Consider the following 18,813-nt stretch of genomic DNA (forward strand, 5'->3'; position numbering starts at 1 on the left):
CTAGTGGACCGCAGCGCCCCAGCCGCCCCAGACATAGACGACGATGAACAGGAACAACCAGACGACATCGACAAAATGCCAATACCAGGCAGCCGCTTCAAAGCCGAAATGCTGTTGCGGGGTGAAATGCCCCTTATAGGCCCGTGCCAGACAGACGATCAGGAAGATCGTGCCGACCAGAACGTGGAATCCGTGGAATCCGGTCGCCATATAGAATGCCGAGCTGTAATTGAGACCAGCAAACGGGAATGGCGCAACACTATATTCATAGGCCTGAATGCACGAGAAGACCGCGCCAAGGATGATCGTCAGCCACAGACCGGTGATCAGGCCTTTCCGGTCACCGTGGATCAGCGAGTGGTGAGCCCAGGTAACGGTGGTGCCGGAGCACAGCAGGATCATCGTATTAAGCAGCGGCAGTTCAAAGGCGTTGAGAACCTCGATGCCCTTGGGTGGCCATTGCAGCAGCGCGGCGGCGCCATCCTGTCCGATATAATTTGTGACAATGCCATCAACCATTTCAAGCGGCTGAGGGAAAAGGGCGAAATCAAACCAGGCCCAGAACCAGCCCACGAAGAACATGACTTCCGATGCAATGAACAGAATCATCCCGTAGCGCAGATGCAACTGCACCACCGGTGTGTGATCACCCGCATGGGCTTCCTTGATCACATTGGACCACCAGGCGTAAAATGTCAGGCCGACAGCCGCCAGACCAACATAGAAAATCAATGCACCAAATGCCATGTCGTGCATCCAGCGGATGCCGCCGATTGCCATGACAAACGCGGAAAACGAACCGACCAGCGGCCAGATGTCTGGCGGCAGAATGTGATAATCATGATTTTTGGCACCGGCCATATTATTTCCCTAACCTTGACTTGAATTTCTCTTAGCTATCGCCCGTACCGGCGTCTACTGCCGGCTCGTTCGTGGAGCGATAAAAGGTATAGCTAAGCGTAATTTCCTTGATATCTTTAGTTTCCGGATCATCCATGATCGCCGGGTCAACATAATAGAGCACCGGCATCCGCATCGTCTGACCGGGCTTGAGCAACTGCTCACTGAAGCAGAAACATTGGATCTTGTTGAAATATTGACCGGCCAGTAGCGGGGTCACATTGAACGTGGCGGTACCGACAACCGGCTGGTCCGAGTCATTGGTGGCAATAAAAACCGCCATGTCGCGCGCGCCGACGGTGACATGGTCAACCGGCTGCTCCGGCTTGAAGGACCAGGGAAGCGCGGAATTGACATTCGAATCGAAACGGATCGACATCACCCGGTTGGTGGCATGGACTGTTGCGGCCTCTGCTTCACCGACGCGCTGGGTGGTTCCGGCATAGCCGGTCACGCGGCAGAACACCTCGTATAGCGGCACGGCGGCAAAACCCAGGCCGAGCATGCCGAGTCCCATCGCGCCCGCCATCATGGCGCTGCGGCGGTTCTTGCCGGAAAGGGAGGTCTTTGTGATCGCCATCAGGAACCCGACCCGATTTTGACGATCGTAATGAAGTAAAACAGCACAACCATGAACAGCAGCAGCCCGGCCATGATAACCGCGCGATGCTTTTGCCGGGCCTGATAGAGCTTCTGCTGTTCCGGCGTCATCGGAGCTTTTTCACTGTCAATCTCGCTCATGCCAATATCATCCGGTCCGCGACAATCGCTGCGAACAGCGAAAATAGATAAAGGATCGAAAATTTGAACAGCCGCTTTTCAGCCGTCATCTCATCTGGCCGGGTCGTTGTACTGCGCGACACCCGCCATGAAAGAACACAGAAAATGAGGCTCAGAATGATCGCGGCGGTGCCATAGATCACACCGGCCAGCCCCAGCGCAAAGGGCGCGATGGCGATTGCTGCCAGTATCAGACTATAACCAAAAATCTGGAGACGAGTCGATTGCCGACCGGCAACCACCGGCATCATCGGCACACCGGCTTTGGAATAGTCGCTGTTCATGAACAGGGCGAGCGCCCAGAAATGCGGCGGCGTCCAGAAGAAAATAATCGCAAACAGCAGGAACGGCATCACCGTCATGTCGCCGGTAACCGCAGCCCATCCTATCGCTGGTGGGAACGCCCCGGCGGCGCCGCCAATCACGATATTTTGCGGCGTGCTGCGCTTCAGCCAGATAGTATAGACCACGGCGTAGAAGAAGATCGAAAAGGCCAGGAATATGGCGCTGAACCAGTTTACGGCCACGCCCATCAGCAGAACCGAGAAAACCGACATTCCGATACCGAAATGCAGCGCGGTTTCGCGGTCCATCCGGCCAGCCGGCAGCGGCCTCTGGCTGGTCCGCTTCATGATCGCATCGATATCCGATTCATACCACTGGTTGAGCGCAGCCGAAGCCCCTGCCCCGAGGCTGATCGCGAGGATCGCGGTAAAGCCGATCACCGGGTGGATTGTTCCCGGCGCCGCCAGCAATCCGCAAAGCGCCGTGAATATAACCAGCGACATCACGCGCGGCTTGGTCAGCGCGAAGAGATCCTTCGCGCTGGCCAGGCCTTGTATTGTCTGTGACGCAGTGGTCATTTTTCTTTCCAAACTTCCGGCTGATTCTCAGATCACTTGATCTGAGGCAGCGTTTCGAACTGGTGGAACGGCGGCGGGCTGGACAATGTCCATTCCAGCGTCGTCGCGCCTTCGCCCCAGTAATTGCCTTCCACTCGACGGCCAGCCAGCAAGGCGTAGCCGATGTTCACGAAGAAGATCAGCACACCGACCAGCATCACGGCATAGCCGATCGAGCTGATCTGGTTCCAGTAAGCAAACTGCTCCGGATAGTCGGCATAGCGACGTGGCATGCCCTGCTGTCCGAGGAAGTGCTGCGGGAAGAACAGGATGTTCACGCCGATGAAGAAGATCCAGAAATGGAGCTGCCCCAGCAATTCGCTGTACATCCGGCCCGACATTTTCGGGAACCAGTAGTAGAAGCCGGCAAAGATCGAGAAGACCGCACCCAGCGACAGCACATAGTGGAAGTGAGCAACCACATAATATGTGTCATGGAGATTGTCGTCGATACCGCCATTGGCCAGCACAACACCGGTCACGCCACCAACGGTGAACATGAAGATGAAGCCAAGCGCCCACATCATCGGTGTCTTGAAGGACATCGAGCCGCCCCACATGGTCGCGATCCACGAGAAGATCTTGATGCCGGTCGGCACCGCGATCACCATGGTGGCTGCGGTGAAGTACATTTTCACGTTAACCGACATGCCGGTGGTGAACATATGGTGCGCCCAGACCACGAAGCCGACCACGCCGATGGCAACCATCGCATAGGCCATGCCGAGATAGCCGAACACCGGCTTGCGGCTGAAAGTCGCGACGATATGGCTGATCATGCCGAAACCGGGCAGGATCATGATGTAGACTTCGGGGTGACCGAAGAACCAGAACAGATGCTGGTACAGAACCGGATCACCGCCACCGGCAGCGTCATAGAAAGTCGTACCGAAGTTACGGTCGGTTAGCAGCATCGTGATTGCAGCAGCCAGCACCGGAAGCGCCAGAAGCAGCAGAAATGCGGTAACCAGAACCGACCAGACAAATAGCGGCATTTTGTGCAGGGTCATACCCGGCGCGCGCATGTTGAAAATGGTGGTGATGAAGTTGATTGCGCCAAGGATGGAGGACGCACCCGCCAGATGGAGCGACAGAATCGCCATGTCCACCGCCGGACCAACCGACCCGCTGGTCGAGAGCGGCGCATAGACCGTCCAGCCGGTGCCCGCACCATTGCCGGTGCCGCCGGGGACAAAGGATGACCCCAAAAGCAACAGAAACGCAGGGACAAGCAACCAGAAACTGACATTGTTCATCCGCGGAAAGGCCATGTCCGGCGCACCGATCATCAGCGGCACGAACCAGTTACCGAAACCGCCAATCATCGCCGGCATGACCATGAAGAAGACCATGATCAGACCATGTGCGGTAATCAGCACGTTCCAGAGGTGGTAGGCTTGATCCAGCGACGCTTCGCTGCCGTTGGAAATGCTTGCCCAGGCCTGCAGATACTGGATACCCGGCTCAGCCAGCTCCAGACGCATCAGACCGGAAATCGCACCACCGATGATGCCCGCGATAATCGCGAAAATCAGATAGAGAGTGCCGATGTCCTTGTGGTTGGTCGACATGAACCAGCGCTGGAAAAAGGCCGGCTTGTGATCCGCATCATGCGCGTGATCATCAATATGGCCATCTGCTGTGATAGTTGTCATTGCTCTAACCCTCAGTTGGTCGCAGCGGCTGCAACGGCAGGCGCAATTTCGGTTGTCGTGTCATTGACTGCAGCGACTTCGGCGACAGCAGGCTCTGCTGCTTCGCCTTTCACCGTGCCGCCATTGGCGCGAACCCAGTTGTTGAATTTTTCTTGCGAGAGAACTTCAACCGTGATCGGCATGAAGCCGTGACGCGCTCCGCAAAGCTCCGAACACTGGCCATAATATACGCCTTCACGGTCGATCTGCAGAACCTTTTCATTGATTCTTCCGGGAACCGCATCAAGCTTGAACCAGGCCGAAGGAATGGCGAAGCTGTGGATGACGTCCGCTGCGGTGATCAGCAGCTTGACCGGCTTGCCGACCGGGATAACCATACGGTTGTCGGCGGCCAGCTGATGGGGTTCGCCCCGCGCAGCCGCATCTTCTTCCGACAGCATGTTGGAAATGACTTCGAAATCGCCATTGTCGGGATAGCTATAGCCCCAATACCACTGATATCCGGTTACCTTCACGGTCAGCGCATCTTCTGGCGCTGGCTCAAACTGGCGGGCAAGCAGACTGATCGAAGGCACCGCGATGACGACCAGGATCAGAACCGGAATGACCGTCCAGATAATTTCGATGAATGTATTGTGCGTGGTTTTCGACGGCTCGGGATTGGCACCGCGACGAAAGCGGAAGACGACCCAGAACAAAAGAAAGAGAACCAGCAAGCTGACACCAACCATCATCGGGACGAGGATCGCATTGTTGATCCAATGTGCGGTCTGGCCGGTTTCGCTGAACTGCTGCTGAAAATCAATGCCGCCATCGACCGGCATGCCGATGCCTGGCGTAGGTTTCATCGGGGTATAAAGGGCTGGATCAAGTCCGGATGCGGTCGCTTCCGCCGCCGCTGGTACATCCGCCGCTTCAACTGCGCTGGCCGCTGCCGGATCTACGACTGGCGCTGCCGGCAATGCTTCCTGCGCCGACAATGCTGCCGGCGTGAGAATCAGGCCGATGGCCAGAATCCAAGCTTTAACAAAATGAGTCATATATTGCTCAACCCTATCTTACCCCAAGTTTCGGTAGTTTTCCGGCGATGGCCCGACATCTGGAATCAGCGAGCCCGGCCTGAAATAGTCCGATTGTGGCGGCTTATAGGCATGGTTGCTGCAAGCCTCAAGCTACCGAATAGATATTTTTTCAGTTTTTTGACTTTAATTTTTCTGGCAATGCAGCAGCAATATGCCCATTTGGGCAGAAAGAAGCAAAATAGAGCAGGATGAAACATTGACAGAAGACGAGATTTTAGCCGAATTCCGAAGCTGTGATGCCTTGCTGGAAGGCCATTTCATCCTCTCGTCCGGTCGCCATGGCGCCCAATATTTACAATGCGCGCGGTTGTTGATGGACCCGGCGCGGGCCTCGCGGATGGCTGAAGCGCTGGTCACCAAGATTCCGCAGAATATCAGGCGTTCAATCGATATTGTAGTGTCGCCGGCGATGGGCGGTGTGATTATCGGCCATGAAATGGGGCGAGCACTGGGTCTCGAGGCGCTGTTCCTCGAACGGCCCGACGGCACGTTCGAACTGCGCCGCGGTTTCCGACTGAAGCCGGGCCAGAAGGTGCTGATGATGGAAGATGTCGTTACCACCGGCCTGTCGTCGCGCGAAGCGATTCAGGCAATCCGGGATGCAGGCGGCGACGTGATTGCCGCCGGCGCGCTGATTGACCGATCCAATGGTGCCGCGCAATTTGATGTGCCCTTCTTCCCGCTGGTGACGCTGGACGTGCCATCCTATGCCGCCGATGAACTGCCACCCGAACTGGCCGCGATACCAGCCACCAAGCCCGGCAGCCGCGCCGGGATTCCAGCCGGGTGAACATTTCACACCCACTCAGGCTCGGCGTCAATATCGACCATGTTGCCACTATCCGTAATGCGCGCGGCGGCGATCATCCCGAACCGGTACGCGCAGCTCTGGTGGCTGCCGAAGCCGGCGCCGACGGCATAACCGCCCATCTGCGCGAAGACCGTCGCCACATCCGCGATGATGATCTGACCGTCCTGATGGACAAGCTCACCATCCCGCTGAATCTGGAAATGGCGGCGACCGACGAGATGCTGCAAATCGCCCTGCGCCACAAGCCGCACGCCGCCTGCATCGTACCGGAAAACCGCGAGGAGCGGACGACCGAGGGCGGGCTGGACGCCGCTGGCCTGCACAATAAGCTGGCCGATTTTGTCGGTCAGCTGAGGGAAGCGAATATCCGCGTCAGCCTGTTCATCGAACCCGACCCGCGCCAGATCGAAGCCGCCATCCGCCTCGGCGCGCCGGTGGTCGAATTTCATACCGGCCGTTATGCCGAACTTACCGGTACCGAGCGCGAAGCCGAACTGCGCCGGATAGCCGATGCAGCAGCCCTGGCCGCAAAAAACGGCATCGAACCCCATGCCGGCCATGGCCTGACCTTCGACAATGTCATTCCGATCGCGGCCATCCCGCAGCTCAAGGAACTGAACATCGGCCATTTCCTGATCGGCGAAGCGATTTTCAGCGGCCTCGACGGAAGTATAAGACAGATGCGCGAACTGATGGATGATGCGCGGTGAGAATGGTGCCGCAACTTTCCTCCCCATCGCAGATGGGGAGGGGGACCGCCCGAAGGGTGGTGGAGGGGTGCCTGCCGCTATGCACCAATTCCGCTTTCGGCCCCTCCGTCGCCTTCGGCGCCACCTCCCCACAGCTTCGCTGCAGGGAGGAAAAGATATGATCATCGGCCTCGGCTCCGACCTCTGCAATATCGAGCGCATCCAGAATTCGCTCGACCGCTTCGGCGAGCGGTTTGAAAAGCGTGTCTTCACCGAACTGGAACGCGCCAAGGCGGCCCGGCGGCCATTTACCAAGGCCGGAACCTACGCCAAACGCTTCGCTGCCAAGGAAGCTTATTCCAAAGCGGTCGGCACCGGTTTCCGCGCCGGCGTCTTCATGAAGGATATCGGCGTCATCAATGCCAAGAGCGGAGCACCGACGCTCGCGCTCACCGGCGGCGCGAAAAAACGCCTCGACGCGCTGACACCGGCGGGATATGGGGTGACCGTTCATCTCACACTCACCGACGATCATCCATGGGCGCAAGCATTCGTGATCATTGAAGCCCATCCGCTATAGGAAACGCGCGTCGCATGGACCAGGAAAACAAAGACAAGAATATGGCTCTAGACAATATCGCCGGCAGCGACACCGCCAAGAAACCGGAAAAGGAAAAGACCGACTGGATCGGCGAGATCAAGAGCATCGCCCTGCTGTTGCTGGCGGTTCTGGCGTTCCACAGCCTGGTCGCGAAGCCATTTTATATCCCATCGGTATCGATGATGCCCGGTCTGCTTGTCGGCGACCGGCTGATTGTCAGCAAATATGCTTATGGCTGGTCCTGGGTATCCCCGACCTTCCATATCGTCCCACGCGTATCGGGTCGCTTGTTCGGAAGTCTGCCGGAACGCGGCGACGTCGTCATCCTGACCCCGCGAGAGCAAAGCAGCGACTATATCAAGCGGGTGATCGGCCTGCCCGGCGACACGATCGAACTGCGCGGCGGTCAGGTGTTTCTCAACGGCATCGGCGTAAGACAGGACGTACAGCCCGATCTGCAGGTGCCGATCGATGCCAACTCTCCCTGCGGAGTCCACGAATTTCCCGGTGCACGCGGTGTGGATGCCGACGGCAATCCGGTTTGCAACCTGCCGATCGTGCGTGAAACTCTGCCCAATGGCGTGAGCTATGATATTATCGATCTCGGTCCGCAATATACCGATGACGTGGCACCGGTCGAAATTCCGGAAGGACAAGTCTATCTGCTGGGCGACAATCGCGATCTCAGCGCCGACAGCCGGGTGGCCAGTCCGCTCGGTCTCGGTGGCCCCATTCCCTGGGAGAATATTGGCGGACGGGCCGAATTCATCACCTTCTCGCTGGATGGAACCACGACGCTCAATCCCTTGAGCTGGTGGGGTGCCTTCCGCAGCGGACGGGCCGGCACCAGCCTGCGTCCTGCCAAAGCGGTTTCAGCCAGCAAATAGGCAGAAGCCTAGAGCTGCAGCCCTGCGGTCTCGTCGAGACCTGCCATGATATTGAGATTCTGCACCGCTGCGCCCGACGCACCCTTGCCGAGATTGTCCAGCCGCGCAATCAGGCGGGCATGATAGCCTTCGGCGTTACCACATACAAACAGCTCCAGCCGGTCGGTTGGCGCGTCATTCTCGCTGATCAACAATTCCGTCAGGTCACCCCTGCCCTGAACCGAAACAATCTTCGAACCGGCGTAAAAGGAGCTAAGCTCTGCCAATAGCTGTTCTGCCCGCACCGAGCCCATGGCTCCGAGGTGAAACGGCACGTCGACCAGCATCCCGCGAAAAGCGCGGATCACGGAGGGCGCAAAAATGACATCATGGCTCAGACCGGCATAGGTCTTCATTTCCGGCAGATGTTTATGGTCGAAGTTCAGGCCATAGCTACGAAAACCCAGATCGGGTTCCTGCGCAAAGCGCTCGATCAGCGCCTTGCCGCCGCCGGAATAGCCCGACACCGCATTCATCACATAGGGCCAGTCGGCCGGCAGCAGTCCCCTGGCAATCAGCGGCGCAATCAGCGCCAGAAAGCCGGTCGGATAGCAGCCCGGGTTCGACACGAAGCGCGCCGCCGCAATGGCATCGCGCTGACCATCGCGAAATTCGGCAAAACCATAAGCCCAGCCTTCGGCCGTCCGGTGCGCCGTCGAGGCGTCGATAATCCGCGTGCGGTCATTGTCGACCAGCGCAACCGCTTCCCGCGCCGCATCATCGGGCAGGCACAATATGACAAAATCGCTATCATTGATCGCTTCGCGCCGCGCCGCAAGATCCTTGCGCTTTTCGTCCGGCAGCCGGACCATCGCAAATTCTTCCCGCCCGAAAAGCCGGTCGGCGATCTCGAGGCCAGTGGTACCCACCGCGCCGTCAATGAAAACAGTTTTCGTCATAGTCAGTCTCAGGAAAGCCGTTTGCGCGCCAAAACCGGTTGGTCCGATAATTTGGCAAAGCGGGCAACCGTGTCGGCCAGAGGCTCGATAATTACCTGCATCATGTGCGAAGTGGAATGGATGATCCGGTCCTTGTCGACCATCAGGCCGACATGGTTCGGGAAGAACACCAGATCGCCGCGCCGCAGCTCTTCGTCTTCCGCAATATCTTCGCCCAGCGCCTCTAGCTGCTGGTCGCTGTCGCGCGGAGCCGCAACGCCGGTCAGCATCAATATCATCTGGATCAGCCCCGAACAATCGAGCCCGTCACCGCTGCGGCCACCCCAGAGATAGGGCGCGCCGATCAATTGTTCGGCGAGCGCCGCGGTGCCGTTGCTGCCGTCAAACACGACCTTGGTGCCAATCGGCTGGACATGGCGGACATGGACGTAGCCCTTGCCGCTTTTCAGATAATTGCCGCATTCGCTGGCTTCGCCACAGGCGATCCGCGCGCCCATCGGCAGCCGCTTCATCACGCCCGATTTGAAATCCGGCTCGATGAAAATCAGCGCCGCGCGGGCAAAGATCAAATGAGTCGGCTCGGGTGTCTTCTTCTGATGTTGCAGCGCATGGACCGGCACATAGCCGACATAGCCGTCATTGCCGCAATAGCCCCAGGCCCAGTCACCGGCGATATCCAGCACATGAAAATCCTCGCCGTGCAACAATTCGGAAATCGCTTCATGATCCTTGCCCGGCTGCTTGCGCAGCATCGCCTTGGGCGCGGAACAGCGCATCGGCATCGGCGCAGCATAATGCGGCGCAAACATCTTGCCGGCCAGCGCAATATCCGCCAGGTCGCCGCGATGCGCGGTGATCCGGGGATCGAAATCCCCTTCAGGACCATTGAGCACGAATTTCGCGTGCGCGCCTGTATCTGCAGTTTCCATGTCCATGCGTTTAGAAATCCCAATAGCGATAAAAAATGTCCGTGACTCTGCGGCTAGTGCGCCATGTGACAAAGCGATGACAATCGACCGCCTTTAGACGACCCGGGGGCGGTTAATCAAGCGGTGTCGCTGCTGTCTGGAATCTGTACACAAATTTTCGCTATGGATCGGGTTCGCCGCCTAATTAGGCGATAATCCCCCACTTGCCGTCAAAGCGCCCCCAATAGGAGCCACTGCTCCATTCATAGGAACCATTCTCGTCCTTGTAGACCACGCGTATGGGAGGTTCCATATTTGCGTCGAGAACCTGATATACCCGGCCGCCAAGCACCGGCGTGATGGTATAGCTTTCGGCGATTTTCGTGGCCCCCTTGGTCACAACCTCGCGGGCAAAGGCGCGGGCGATATCGACCGGATATCCGCGCCTTTTCGCATCCCGGAACAGCGGTGCCTGCAAGGCGAAGATGGCATCTATGTCGCGCGCCACGGCGGCTTTGTGGAAGCTTTCAATCGCCTCCGCCAGGCCCTCTTCCCCGGCAATTTCGGCGCTGAGATATTCGTCCTCGACGGGACGATCATGGATAAAGCTCAGCGTCTTGGTGCCGGGCGCATCAAATATTGCCTGATCGACATATTCGTCGTCGGGCATTTCATCTCGGCAGCCTTGGGTGATCGAAAATTGAGCGTCGTCGCCGTCATATTCGATACGGATCTTGTTCTGACCTTGGACGAGCCAGTCCGTAAACGTACCACCCCCGCTAGACGGTCCCTGTTCAGCGCGAAAAAACACGCCATTTACGAATATTTTGGCACTACCCGATCCCAGCTTGTCCTGCAGGCCATGTTCGGTAACGCAACTTTGCGCGCCTTCCGTATCGGTCGCGGCGGTTGTGGTCAGGGCGATCACGGCGGCGAGCAAGCCGCGTTGGACTTTGTTCATCATGACGCGGGATACTCCTCCTGAATTTTCTTCCCGTCAAGCTGTTCTGGGAGAATTAACCAACCACGGTCCCGCTATTACCTACTTCCCGTAACGCCCCTGCAAATAGCGCCAGCTCGCCCGCAGGCCCAGCGCTTCGCCACCGATCGGCCGACCCGGCTTGGCCGCCGGTCGCCAGGCAAAAGTGTCGAAATGCGCCCAGGGCACGGACTCCGGCGCAAATTTCTTCAGGAACAAAGCCGCGGTGATGCAGCCGGCAAAGCCGCCCGACGCGCTGTTCACGCAATCGGCGATACTGCTATTGAGCATTGCGTCATAGCCGGACCATAGAGGCATTTGCCAAAGCGGGTCGCTTTCATCGTCACCAGCCTGCAGCAGCCCATCTGCCATCTCCTTGTCATCGCAGAACATTGCCGGCATGTCCGGCCCAAGAGCAACGCGCGCGGCACCGGTCAGTGTCGCGAAATCGATCATCAATTCCGGCTCTTGTTCACCGGCCAATGTCAGCGCATCGCCCAGCACCAGCCGCCCTTCGGCATCAGTATTGGTAATTTCGACGGTCAGCCCCTTGCGGCTGTGCAATATGTCGCCGGGTCGCAGGGCGTTGCCGTCGATTGCATTTTCCACCGCCGGAACCAGCAGGTGCAGATGCACCGGCAGTTTCGCCTCCATCACCAGTCTGGCCAGGGCAATGGCATGGGCAGCACCGCCCATATCCTTTTTCATCAGCATCATGCCGGCAGGAGACTTCATCGAAAGCCCGCCGCTGTCAAAGGTCACGCCCTTGCCGACAATCGCGATTTTCGGATGGTCGGCCTTGCCCCATTTCAGTTCGAGCAGGCGCGGCGCATGGGCGCGCATCGCCGCCTTGCCGACGCCGTGGATCATCGGGAAATGTTCTTCCAGCGTATCGCCGCGCGTCACTTTCAGCTCTGCGCCGTGCTGAGCCGCCAGCTTGTCGACAATGTCTTCCAGCCTGTCCGGCCCCATATCGGCAGCCGGCGTGTTGACCATGTCACGGACCATCGCGCTGGCCTCGGCCTGGCGCAGTGCTTCCTCGCGCTGGCCGATCGCGTCCTTGACCAGCAACACGCTCGGTCCCTGCCGGTCGGGCAATTCCTTGTAGCGGTCAAACTCGTGCTGCGAGATCAGCCAGCCGAACAGCGCGCCCTTGGCGCTGATGTCCTGCAGCCGGTAATTGCCCTCGGGCAGGCTGCTGCCGAGCTTGGCCAGCGACCAGGCATCGAGCTTGCCATGATCCGCCACGCCGGCAACCACCGAAAAATCGGTCGCCAGCGATTTGTCATCGCTCTTGCCGCCGACCGGAGGCAGCAGCAGATAGGTGTCGGCTTTTCCGGCGAATTGATAGGCCGCCGCCAGCGCCCTTATGCTCTCCGGTTGCCCTTTCAGCCAGTCTTCGAAATTGCCCGCATTCACTATCTGGATGGAGCGAGCGGTCTGGCCGGTATCAGCCTCAATCAATGCCTTAAAATCAGTCATTTGATCGCTATAGCCATGAAATCTGCCGAGCGCGAGAGTCTATTCAGCAGCGATGGCTTCCGCTTCGACCGGTTGTGCTGGCAGACGAGCCGCGACCGCACCGGGCTTGGAAAAGACGATAACCCCATCATCGACCGCCTTGTACCGCAGATTGATGATATCCTTGGGATAGTTCTGATTGAGTCGCCACGGTTTGCGATCGCCCTGTTTTGGCAAATTCTTGATCGCCCGCTGGACATAGCCGGAACTGAAGTCGAGCATTGGTTCGGTGCCGATCAGGCCGTCGGCCGGCAAGGTCGGGGTTGCGATCGGCGTTCCATTCTTGTCCATGAAATTGATCAGGCGGCAGACATATTCGCTCGTCAGATCGGCTTTCAGGGTCCAGCTGGCATTGGTATAGCCCATGGTCATGCCAAAATTGGGAATGCCGGAGAACATGACACCCTTGTAATTGATTTTTTCGCCAAATTTGACCAATTGACCATCTACTGAAATTTTCGCGCTACCGCCGGTGATCATTTTCAGACCGGTAGCGGTGACAATGATATCCGCCTCGAGCATCTTGCCGGATTTCAGCTTGATACCGTCTTTGGTAAATCTCTCGACATGATCGGTGACGATCGACGCCTTGCCCGACTTGATCGATTCGAACAGATCGCTGTCGGGAACCAGACACAGCCGCTGATCCCACGGATTATAGCTGGGGGTGAAATTTGCCATGTCAACGTCGGGGCCCATTTCCTCGCGCACCATCTCGAGCAGCCGGCCCTTGAAGCCCTCGGGTTTCTTGCGAGCCAGATTGAACATGAAAATGCCCATCAGCACATTTTTCCATCGAGTCAGCAGATAGGCGAGCTTGCCCGGCAGGAATTTGCGCAACCGCAGGGCCCATTTATCCTCGCCCGGCCGCGATACGATATAGGTCGGAGAGCGCTGCAACATGGTGACATGCTCTGCCGTTGCCGCCATCGAGGGAATCAGTGTCACGGCGGTCGCGCCGCTGCCAATAACCACCACCTTCTTGCCGGCATAGTCGAGATCTTCGGGCCAGAATTGCGGATGGACAATCGGACCGGCAAATTCGGATTTGCCGGGGAAGTCTGGGTTATGGCCTTCTTCATAGCTATAATAGCCAGAGCACATATGGAGAAAATTGCACTGGATGGTGCTGAGCGAGCCATCGCCATGCTGGAGACTGACCGTCCACAGCGCCTCTGCACTCGACCAACTCGCATCAACCACCTTGTGGTTGAACAGGATTTTATCCTGCAAGCCATATTCGTCGACGGTTTCGTTGAGATAATTCAGGATCGATGGCGCATCTGCAATTGCCTTGCGCGCGGTCCAGGGTTTGAAATTATAACCCAGAGTATACATGTCGCTGTCGGATCGGATACCGGGATAGCGGAAAATGTCCCAGGTCCCGCCGAGCCGCTCTCGCCCCTCGACTATGGCAAAGCTTTTGCCGGGGCATTTTTTGGTCAGATGGACCGCTGCGCCAATACCGGACAGGCCGGCACCGACAATCAGGACGTCAAGAATCTTATTTTCCATCCCGCCGTCTTACTGACATTGCTGTCAGTTGGCAAGTGAGTGGTTTTGCTAGGCCCTGGCACGGGGCTATTCGCTGATCAGGGTCAGTCTGCGGAACAGGGTGGAGTCCAGCTTTTCGTCAAAACGGCAGCCGATATGGCCATCTTTGCACCACATCGCGGTCGCCGAGACTGGGCTGCTGTCTGCAAACCGCAGCCAGACGCGGATACCCTCGTCAAATATGCTTTCGCTCGCGATCCGGCAGCCGTAGATTGAAACATCAATCAGTTCGCCTGCTTTCGCCGCTTTGCCATGCTGCCTGATAGCGGCCTTACGAATCTGCACCGGATGACGATACACCTTGCGATGCTCGATCAGCGCCGGCTTCACCGTGCGATACTGCGAATTCATATAGCCCATAATCTACCTCTTGCAGAGAGGCTTAGCCAATTCTGGTCAACAAACGGTTAATCAACCTGAGGCAAGGGCTGGAGCCGATTATTCTGCAGCTTCCAGAGCAGGCTCGCTGTCGCCAGCCCCTTGCTGAGAATTGGGGCCGTAAAATTGCATCACCCCGTCATCCACCGGATCGTGGAGCAATATCTTCTTGTCGAACAGATAATCCTGATTGAGCTTCCATGGCATCGCAGTGCTGTTGCGCGGCAGTTCATTGATCGACCGCTGGATATAACCGGACGAGAAATCGAACAGCTGTTCCTGCTCCAATTCCTTGTTCAGCACCGGATTGGCGATCCGCGTCGATGTCGCGTCCATATGGTTCAGCACGCGGCAGGCAAATTCCGACACGATATCCGCCTTCAGCGTCCAGCTGGCGTTGAGATAGCCGAAGACGATCGCCAGATTGGGAATGTCGGAGAACATGCAGCCCTTGTAATAATAATGATCGGGCCAGTTGACCGGCTTGCCATCGACCTCGAACGCGACCTTGCCGGCGACCGCCAGCTTCAGACCCGTCGCGGTGACAATCACATCCGCGTCGAGCGTTTCCCCCGATTTCAGCTTGATGCCGCTCTCGGTTACCGTCTCGATATGACCGGTCTTCAGATCGGCCTTGCCTGCGGCAATCGCCTTGAACATGTCACCGTCGGGCACCAGGCACAGACGCTGCTCCCACGGGCCATATGGCGGCGTGTAATCTTCCTTCACATATTTGTCGCCGAGCTCTTTCTTCATCGGCTTTTCAAGCTTGTCGATGACCTTCTGCGGATTGTCACGCGCGGTGCGGAAGGTGAGATCCTGCATCTTCACATTCTTCCAGCGGGTGATCTTGTAGGCCCATTTGTCCGGCAATATCTTGCGCAGGCTGTTGGCAAGCCAGTCTTTCGACGGCGCCGAGGCATACCAGGTCGGCGTGCGCTGCAACATCGTCACATGGCTGGCTTTTTCCGCCAGTACTGGCACGATCGTCACGGCGGTCGCACCGCTGCCAATGATCACCACTTTCTTGCCGGTATAGTCAAAATCCTTGGGCCAGAATTGCGGGTGCACCACATCGCCCTTGAAATTGGCCAGCCCTTCTATTTGCGCGTCATAGGGATTGTCATAGTCATAATAGCCGGCGCCCATATAGACGAAATTGGCGTGCATTGTGACATGGCTGCCGTCGGATTTCTCTGCCGTGACGGTCCAGCGCGCATCCTCGCTCGACCAGCTGGCCGACAGCACTTTATGGCCGAAATGGATATGTTTCTCCAGATCATGCTTGGCCTTGATCCGGTGGAGATATTTGATGATCGAGGGACCGTCGGCAATCGACTTCTGCTCGGTCCACGGTTCGAAGCTGAAGCCCAATGTGTGCATGTCGCTGTCGCTGCGGATGCCGGGATATTGGAACAGGTTCCAGGTGCCGCCAATATCATCGCGGCGCTCGACTATGGCAAAGCTCTTGCCCGGACATTTGTCCCGCAAATGCACTGCCATGCCGATGCCGGAAATACCCGCGCCGACGATCAATACGTCGACCGATTCTATTGCTGCACTGCTTTTGTTTACGATCTGAGTCGCCATTGCCGTCTCTCCCAGCTTTTGGGATGTTATGCCATTGCCGACGAAGAGTTGCAATTAGAGATTTAATTGGGCGGTTAAGGGCGGTCAGAAACCGGCAACTTTTCTTTAGCCGCAAAGCGAGCAGAGGCCCGGCCGATACCAAGGAAACGCTGGCCTGATCCTGTGCTTCGATAAATTTGAACTTCGTCGTTCACAGATCCAGATTATCCGATTCTGCGTTTGGCAGGTTCGAAATTGGCTTCCGCTTCCTGAATATTTTCCAGAGCGACGAATTCGGGCGGCGCTTCTGCTATTCGGCCCGCGATTCCGCTCGCCGGAATGGGTTTGCTAAACAAATAGCCTTGTACCTGCTTGCACCCTGCCCGCTTCACCTGCAGCAACTGGCCATCGCGCTCGATGCCTTCTGCTGTCGTGATCATGCCCAGACTGGACGCCAGACCGGTGACCGCTCGGATGATCGCCTGACAATCTTCCCGGCTATCAACATCTTCGACAAAGCAGCGGTCGATCTTGATCTTGTTGAACGGAAAGCTGCGCAAATAGTTGAGCGAGCTATAGCCGGTGCCGAAATCGTCCAGGGCGATCTTCACTCCGAGCGAGTGAATCTTGTTCAAAAGTTCGAAATTGGCCCGGTTGTTGCTCATGATCACCGTTTCGGTGATTTCCAGTTCCAGCCGATGCGCGTCGACGCCGGCTGAGGCCAGGCCATGGATGATGGTCGACAACAGATTCGGGCTGCGCATCTGCGCCGGAGACAGGTTGACCGAAACGCCCAGATGTTCCGGCCAGTTTTTCAGTTCGAGAAGAGCCGTCCGGAGCACCCATTCACCCAGCTGGATAATCAATCCGGTCGCTTCGGCTATCGGAATGAACTCCTTCGGCATGACCATGCCCCTGGTCGGATGATTCCAGCGGACCAGTGCTTCATAGCCCAGCGGTTTCTCGGTCTGGACGTCGAATACCGGTTGATAGTAAAGTTCAAGCTCATCGCGCTTCAATGCGGCCTGCAGGTCCAGCTCCATCGCGCGCCGGTCCAGCTGCGCTTGCAGCATTTCCGGCTTGAAGAGCGTCACTCGCCCGCGTCCATTATCCTTCGACTTGTACAGCGCGATATCCGCATTGTGCAGCAGGCCTTCGGCGGTTTCGGACTTGTCATTCGAGACAACAATGCCGACACTTATTCCCGGAACAATCTTGTGACCGTCAATCATGAAGGGTTCGGACACGATATTGACGATATCCGACGCGATCTCAGCAATATCATCGCTATTCCCTACGCTGCTCAGGCAGATCGCAAATTCGTCGCCGCTCAGTCGGGCGACAATATCCTCATCGCCTGTGGCCGCTGCCAGCCGATTGCCGACCATTTGCAATACCTGGTCTCCGGCATTGTGACCCATTGTGTCATTGATCGCCTTGAACCGGTCAATATCCAGATAGAGCACAGCGATATTGCGATCGCCTTTGAGCCCGGCAAGCGCGCTTTCCAGCTTTTCATTGAACAGGGCGCGATTGGGCAGATCGGTCAGACTGTCATAATGCGCCAGATGGGCAACCTGATCTTTCGCCTGTTTTTCGTTGGTGACATCGGTGGCCGCTCCTCGAAGCGATTTAGACGGTCCCTCCGACGTGTCCATCGGCCGACAGGAAATTCTCCACCAACGCTCTTCACCGTCGACCGATATTGGCAGCACCAGACCGCGGATCGACTTGCCCAGGCCTATCTGCTGCAACAGGAAATCCCGCTCATCACCCTCGGTGAACAGATCGGCAATATGCTTGCCGTTCAACTCCTCGACAGCCAGGCCGGCGACATTGGCAAAACGGCCTGATGCCTGAACAATCCGATGCTCCTCGTCGGTTTCCCACAGCCAGTCCGAACTTTGCTCGGCATAGTCATTGAGCAAAAGCTTGACGGTTTCAGCAGCCTCTTTTTGCTTGGCGGCATAAATATGGCGCTTGGCAAAGTTGAAAAAGAACAGCCGATATATCGAGTCGATACAGATGGCGAAAAAGACCAGCAGCAAAACGGATTGAAATGCCGCGACGCCTTTGACCGAGAAGAAAGCGAGCGCCAGCAATGCGGTCGGTATCGCGATAGACAATGTCTGCGCGCGCGGGATGCTGCCATAGGTAAAACCGCCGATCACGATGCTCCCCAGGATCAGGATCACGCTATTCTCGTCAAATGGAATCTGGCCAAAAGCCAGGGGAAAAGAGAGGCTCAGATTCACCGCCAGAGCCACGATGATGCTTTCAAGGCAGAACTGGCGCCGCAACACATAAAAATATGCAAGGTCAAAATCCCGCGGATTTTGCCGGCTGAAATTTCTCATCGATATAAATATGATGACCGCCAGCCCGAAGAGGCCTGCCGCTATGAAGGGGGCGCTGGCATGGATGAACAGATTGGCCATCATGTAGCTCGCGACCGGTATCATGGCGATGGCAATGATGCGGGACACGTCGGCAATCAGCTTGAGTTGCTGCCGGGCAATCAATTCTATGGTCAATGGATCATGGTCAGCGCGGAAGGTCCAAAATTCTCGTTGAATTTCGAACAGACGCTGCATCATCTGATTTGCGGCCATTAGCTCCACCTCGTTAATCCCGAATCCGAACCGAATTTTCCGACTAT

The 18,813-nt window shown here is 57.2% G+C and carries 18 protein-coding genes; 4 read left to right on the top strand and 14 right to left on the bottom strand.

What is annotated here, in order from left to right; all coding sequences use genetic code 11:
* Genes AZE99_RS13200 through coxB form a run of 6 tightly spaced genes read right to left on the bottom strand, consistent with a single transcriptional unit; the run spans position 1 to position 5,277 of the window.
* On the bottom strand, positions 1 to 861 hold the full coding sequence (locus tag AZE99_RS13200; protein WP_067201984.1) for a cytochrome c oxidase subunit 3: 861 nt from the start codon (positions 859 to 861) through the stop codon (positions 1 to 3).
* A gap of 31 nt (positions 862 to 892) precedes the next feature.
* Positions 893 to 1,480, bottom strand: coding sequence for a cytochrome c oxidase assembly protein (locus AZE99_RS13205; RefSeq protein ID WP_082788381.1), 588 nt, complete (start codon positions 1,478 to 1,480; stop codon positions 893 to 895).
* Positions 1,480 to 1,641, bottom strand: a complete 162-nt coding sequence (locus AZE99_RS16180; protein ID WP_156472271.1) for a hypothetical protein — start codon at positions 1,639 to 1,641, stop codon at positions 1,480 to 1,482. The genes AZE99_RS13205 and AZE99_RS16180 overlap by 1 nt, the downstream gene beginning before the upstream one ends.
* A complete protein-coding gene (locus AZE99_RS13210) occupies positions 1,638 to 2,543 on the bottom strand; it encodes a heme o synthase (protein ID WP_067201988.1) in 906 nt (301 codons plus the stop codon). The genes AZE99_RS16180 and AZE99_RS13210 overlap by 4 nt, the downstream gene beginning before the upstream one ends.
* Before the next feature lie 32 nt (positions 2,544 to 2,575).
* Positions 2,576 to 4,237 (bottom strand): cytochrome c oxidase subunit I, encoded by a 1,662-nt coding sequence (gene ctaD / locus AZE99_RS13215; protein WP_067201990.1) that lies wholly within the window; start codon positions 4,235 to 4,237, stop codon positions 2,576 to 2,578.
* 11 nt (positions 4,238 to 4,248) lie between these two features.
* The gene (gene coxB / locus AZE99_RS13220) at positions 4,249 to 5,277 is read right to left on the bottom strand and encodes a cytochrome c oxidase subunit II (protein ID WP_067201993.1); all 1,029 of its coding nucleotides are present in this window, start codon (positions 5,275 to 5,277) and stop codon (positions 4,249 to 4,251) included.
* Positions 5,278 to 5,515: 238 nt separating this feature from the next.
* On the opposite strand from coxB, the gene pyrE reads away from it, so the two are divergent.
* The 4 genes from pyrE (at position 5,516) to lepB (ending at position 8,307) form a co-directional block, all read left to right on the top strand.
* The gene (gene pyrE, locus AZE99_RS13225; RefSeq protein ID WP_067203685.1) at positions 5,516 to 6,109 is read left to right on the top strand and encodes an orotate phosphoribosyltransferase; all 594 of its coding nucleotides are present in this window, start codon (positions 5,516 to 5,518) and stop codon (positions 6,107 to 6,109) included.
* A 2-nt stretch (positions 6,110 to 6,111) separates the two neighbouring features.
* Positions 6,112 to 6,840: a pyridoxine 5'-phosphate synthase gene (locus tag AZE99_RS13230; protein ID WP_067203687.1), complete on the top strand. Its 729-nt coding sequence runs from the start codon at positions 6,112 to 6,114 to the stop codon at positions 6,838 to 6,840.
* Between the two features lie 157 nt (positions 6,841 to 6,997).
* The gene (acpS, locus tag AZE99_RS13235) at positions 6,998 to 7,399 is read left to right on the top strand and encodes a holo-ACP synthase (protein WP_067201995.1); all 402 of its coding nucleotides are present in this window, start codon (positions 6,998 to 7,000) and stop codon (positions 7,397 to 7,399) included.
* 41 nt (positions 7,400 to 7,440) lie between these two features.
* A complete protein-coding gene (gene lepB, locus AZE99_RS13240) occupies positions 7,441 to 8,307 on the top strand; it encodes a signal peptidase I (protein ID WP_067203689.1) in 867 nt (288 codons plus the stop codon).
* An 8-nt stretch (positions 8,308 to 8,315) separates the two neighbouring features.
* Here the strand turns inward: lepB and argC are convergent, their stop codons facing one another.
* The 8 genes from argC to AZE99_RS13280 form a co-directional block, all read right to left on the bottom strand.
* Positions 8,316 to 9,245, bottom strand: a complete 930-nt coding sequence (gene argC / locus AZE99_RS13245; protein WP_067201997.1) for an N-acetyl-gamma-glutamyl-phosphate reductase — start codon at positions 9,243 to 9,245, stop codon at positions 8,316 to 8,318.
* Positions 9,246 to 9,253: 8 nt separating this feature from the next.
* Complete coding sequence (locus AZE99_RS13250) at positions 9,254 to 10,180, bottom strand: C40 family peptidase (RefSeq protein WP_231862614.1); 927 nt, start codon at positions 10,178 to 10,180, stop codon at positions 9,254 to 9,256.
* Between the two features lie 178 nt (positions 10,181 to 10,358).
* A complete protein-coding gene (locus AZE99_RS13255; RefSeq protein WP_067201999.1) occupies positions 10,359 to 11,117 on the bottom strand; it encodes a hypothetical protein in 759 nt (252 codons plus the stop codon).
* Positions 11,118 to 11,195: 78 nt separating this feature from the next.
* Positions 11,196 to 12,614, bottom strand: a complete 1,419-nt coding sequence (locus AZE99_RS13260; RefSeq protein ID WP_067202002.1) for a leucyl aminopeptidase family protein — start codon at positions 12,612 to 12,614, stop codon at positions 11,196 to 11,198.
* A 39-nt stretch (positions 12,615 to 12,653) separates the two neighbouring features.
* Positions 12,654 to 14,168: a flavin-containing monooxygenase gene (locus tag AZE99_RS13265; protein WP_067202004.1), complete on the bottom strand. Its 1,515-nt coding sequence runs from the start codon at positions 14,166 to 14,168 to the stop codon at positions 12,654 to 12,656.
* Positions 14,169 to 14,234: 66 nt separating this feature from the next.
* On the bottom strand, positions 14,235 to 14,567 hold the full coding sequence (locus AZE99_RS13270) for a PilZ domain-containing protein (RefSeq protein WP_067202006.1): 333 nt from the start codon (positions 14,565 to 14,567) through the stop codon (positions 14,235 to 14,237).
* A 78-nt stretch (positions 14,568 to 14,645) separates the two neighbouring features.
* Complete coding sequence (locus tag AZE99_RS13275) at positions 14,646 to 16,175, bottom strand: flavin-containing monooxygenase (protein ID WP_067202008.1); 1,530 nt, start codon at positions 16,173 to 16,175, stop codon at positions 14,646 to 14,648.
* 203 nt (positions 16,176 to 16,378) lie between these two features.
* Positions 16,379 to 18,766: a putative bifunctional diguanylate cyclase/phosphodiesterase gene (locus tag AZE99_RS13280; protein ID WP_067202011.1), complete on the bottom strand. Its 2,388-nt coding sequence runs from the start codon at positions 18,764 to 18,766 to the stop codon at positions 16,379 to 16,381.
* Between the last annotated feature and the right edge of the window lie 47 nt (positions 18,767 to 18,813).

Source organism: Sphingorhabdus sp. M41, from assembly GCF_001586275.1.
In the GTDB taxonomy this organism is placed as follows: domain Bacteria; phylum Pseudomonadota; class Alphaproteobacteria; order Sphingomonadales; family Sphingomonadaceae; genus Parasphingorhabdus.

Coding starts and splice junctions, on each gene's coding strand:
- AZE99_RS13205 (WP_082788381.1), bottom strand. CDS start 1,480: ATGGCGATCACAAAGACCTCCCTTTCCGGCAAGAACCGCCGCAGCGCC.
- AZE99_RS13280 (WP_067202011.1), bottom strand. CDS start 18,766: ATGGCCGCAAATCAGATGATGCAGCGTCTGTTCGAAATTCAACGAGAA.
- acpS (WP_067201995.1), top strand. CDS start 6,998: ATGATCATCGGCCTCGGCTCCGACCTCTGCAATATCGAGCGCATCCAG.
- AZE99_RS13200 (WP_067201984.1), bottom strand. CDS start 861: ATGGCCGGTGCCAAAAATCATGATTATCACATTCTGCCGCCAGACATC.
- AZE99_RS13260 (WP_067202002.1), bottom strand. CDS start 12,614: ATGACTGATTTTAAGGCATTGATTGAGGCTGATACCGGCCAGACCGCT.
- AZE99_RS13250 (WP_231862614.1), bottom strand. CDS start 10,180: ATGGACATGGAAACTGCAGATACAGGCGCGCACGCGAAATTCGTGCTC.
- AZE99_RS13275 (WP_067202008.1), bottom strand. CDS start 16,175: ATGGCGACTCAGATCGTAAACAAAAGCAGTGCAGCAATAGAATCGGTC.
- lepB (WP_067203689.1), top strand. CDS start 7,441: ATGGCTCTAGACAATATCGCCGGCAGCGACACCGCCAAGAAACCGGAA.
- AZE99_RS13270 (WP_067202006.1), bottom strand. CDS start 14,567: ATGGGCTATATGAATTCGCAGTATCGCACGGTGAAGCCGGCGCTGATC.
- AZE99_RS13265 (WP_067202004.1), bottom strand. CDS start 14,168: ATGGAAAATAAGATTCTTGACGTCCTGATTGTCGGTGCCGGCCTGTCC.
- AZE99_RS16180 (WP_156472271.1), bottom strand. CDS start 1,641: ATGAGCGAGATTGACAGTGAAAAAGCTCCGATGACGCCGGAACAGCAG.
- argC (WP_067201997.1), bottom strand. CDS start 9,245: ATGACGAAAACTGTTTTCATTGACGGCGCGGTGGGTACCACTGGCCTC.
- ctaD (WP_067201990.1), bottom strand. CDS start 4,237: ATGACAACTATCACAGCAGATGGCCATATTGATGATCACGCGCATGAT.
- AZE99_RS13210 (WP_067201988.1), bottom strand. CDS start 2,543: ATGACCACTGCGTCACAGACAATACAAGGCCTGGCCAGCGCGAAGGAT.
- coxB (WP_067201993.1), bottom strand. CDS start 5,277: ATGACTCATTTTGTTAAAGCTTGGATTCTGGCCATCGGCCTGATTCTC.
- AZE99_RS13255 (WP_067201999.1), bottom strand. CDS start 11,117: ATGATGAACAAAGTCCAACGCGGCTTGCTCGCCGCCGTGATCGCCCTG.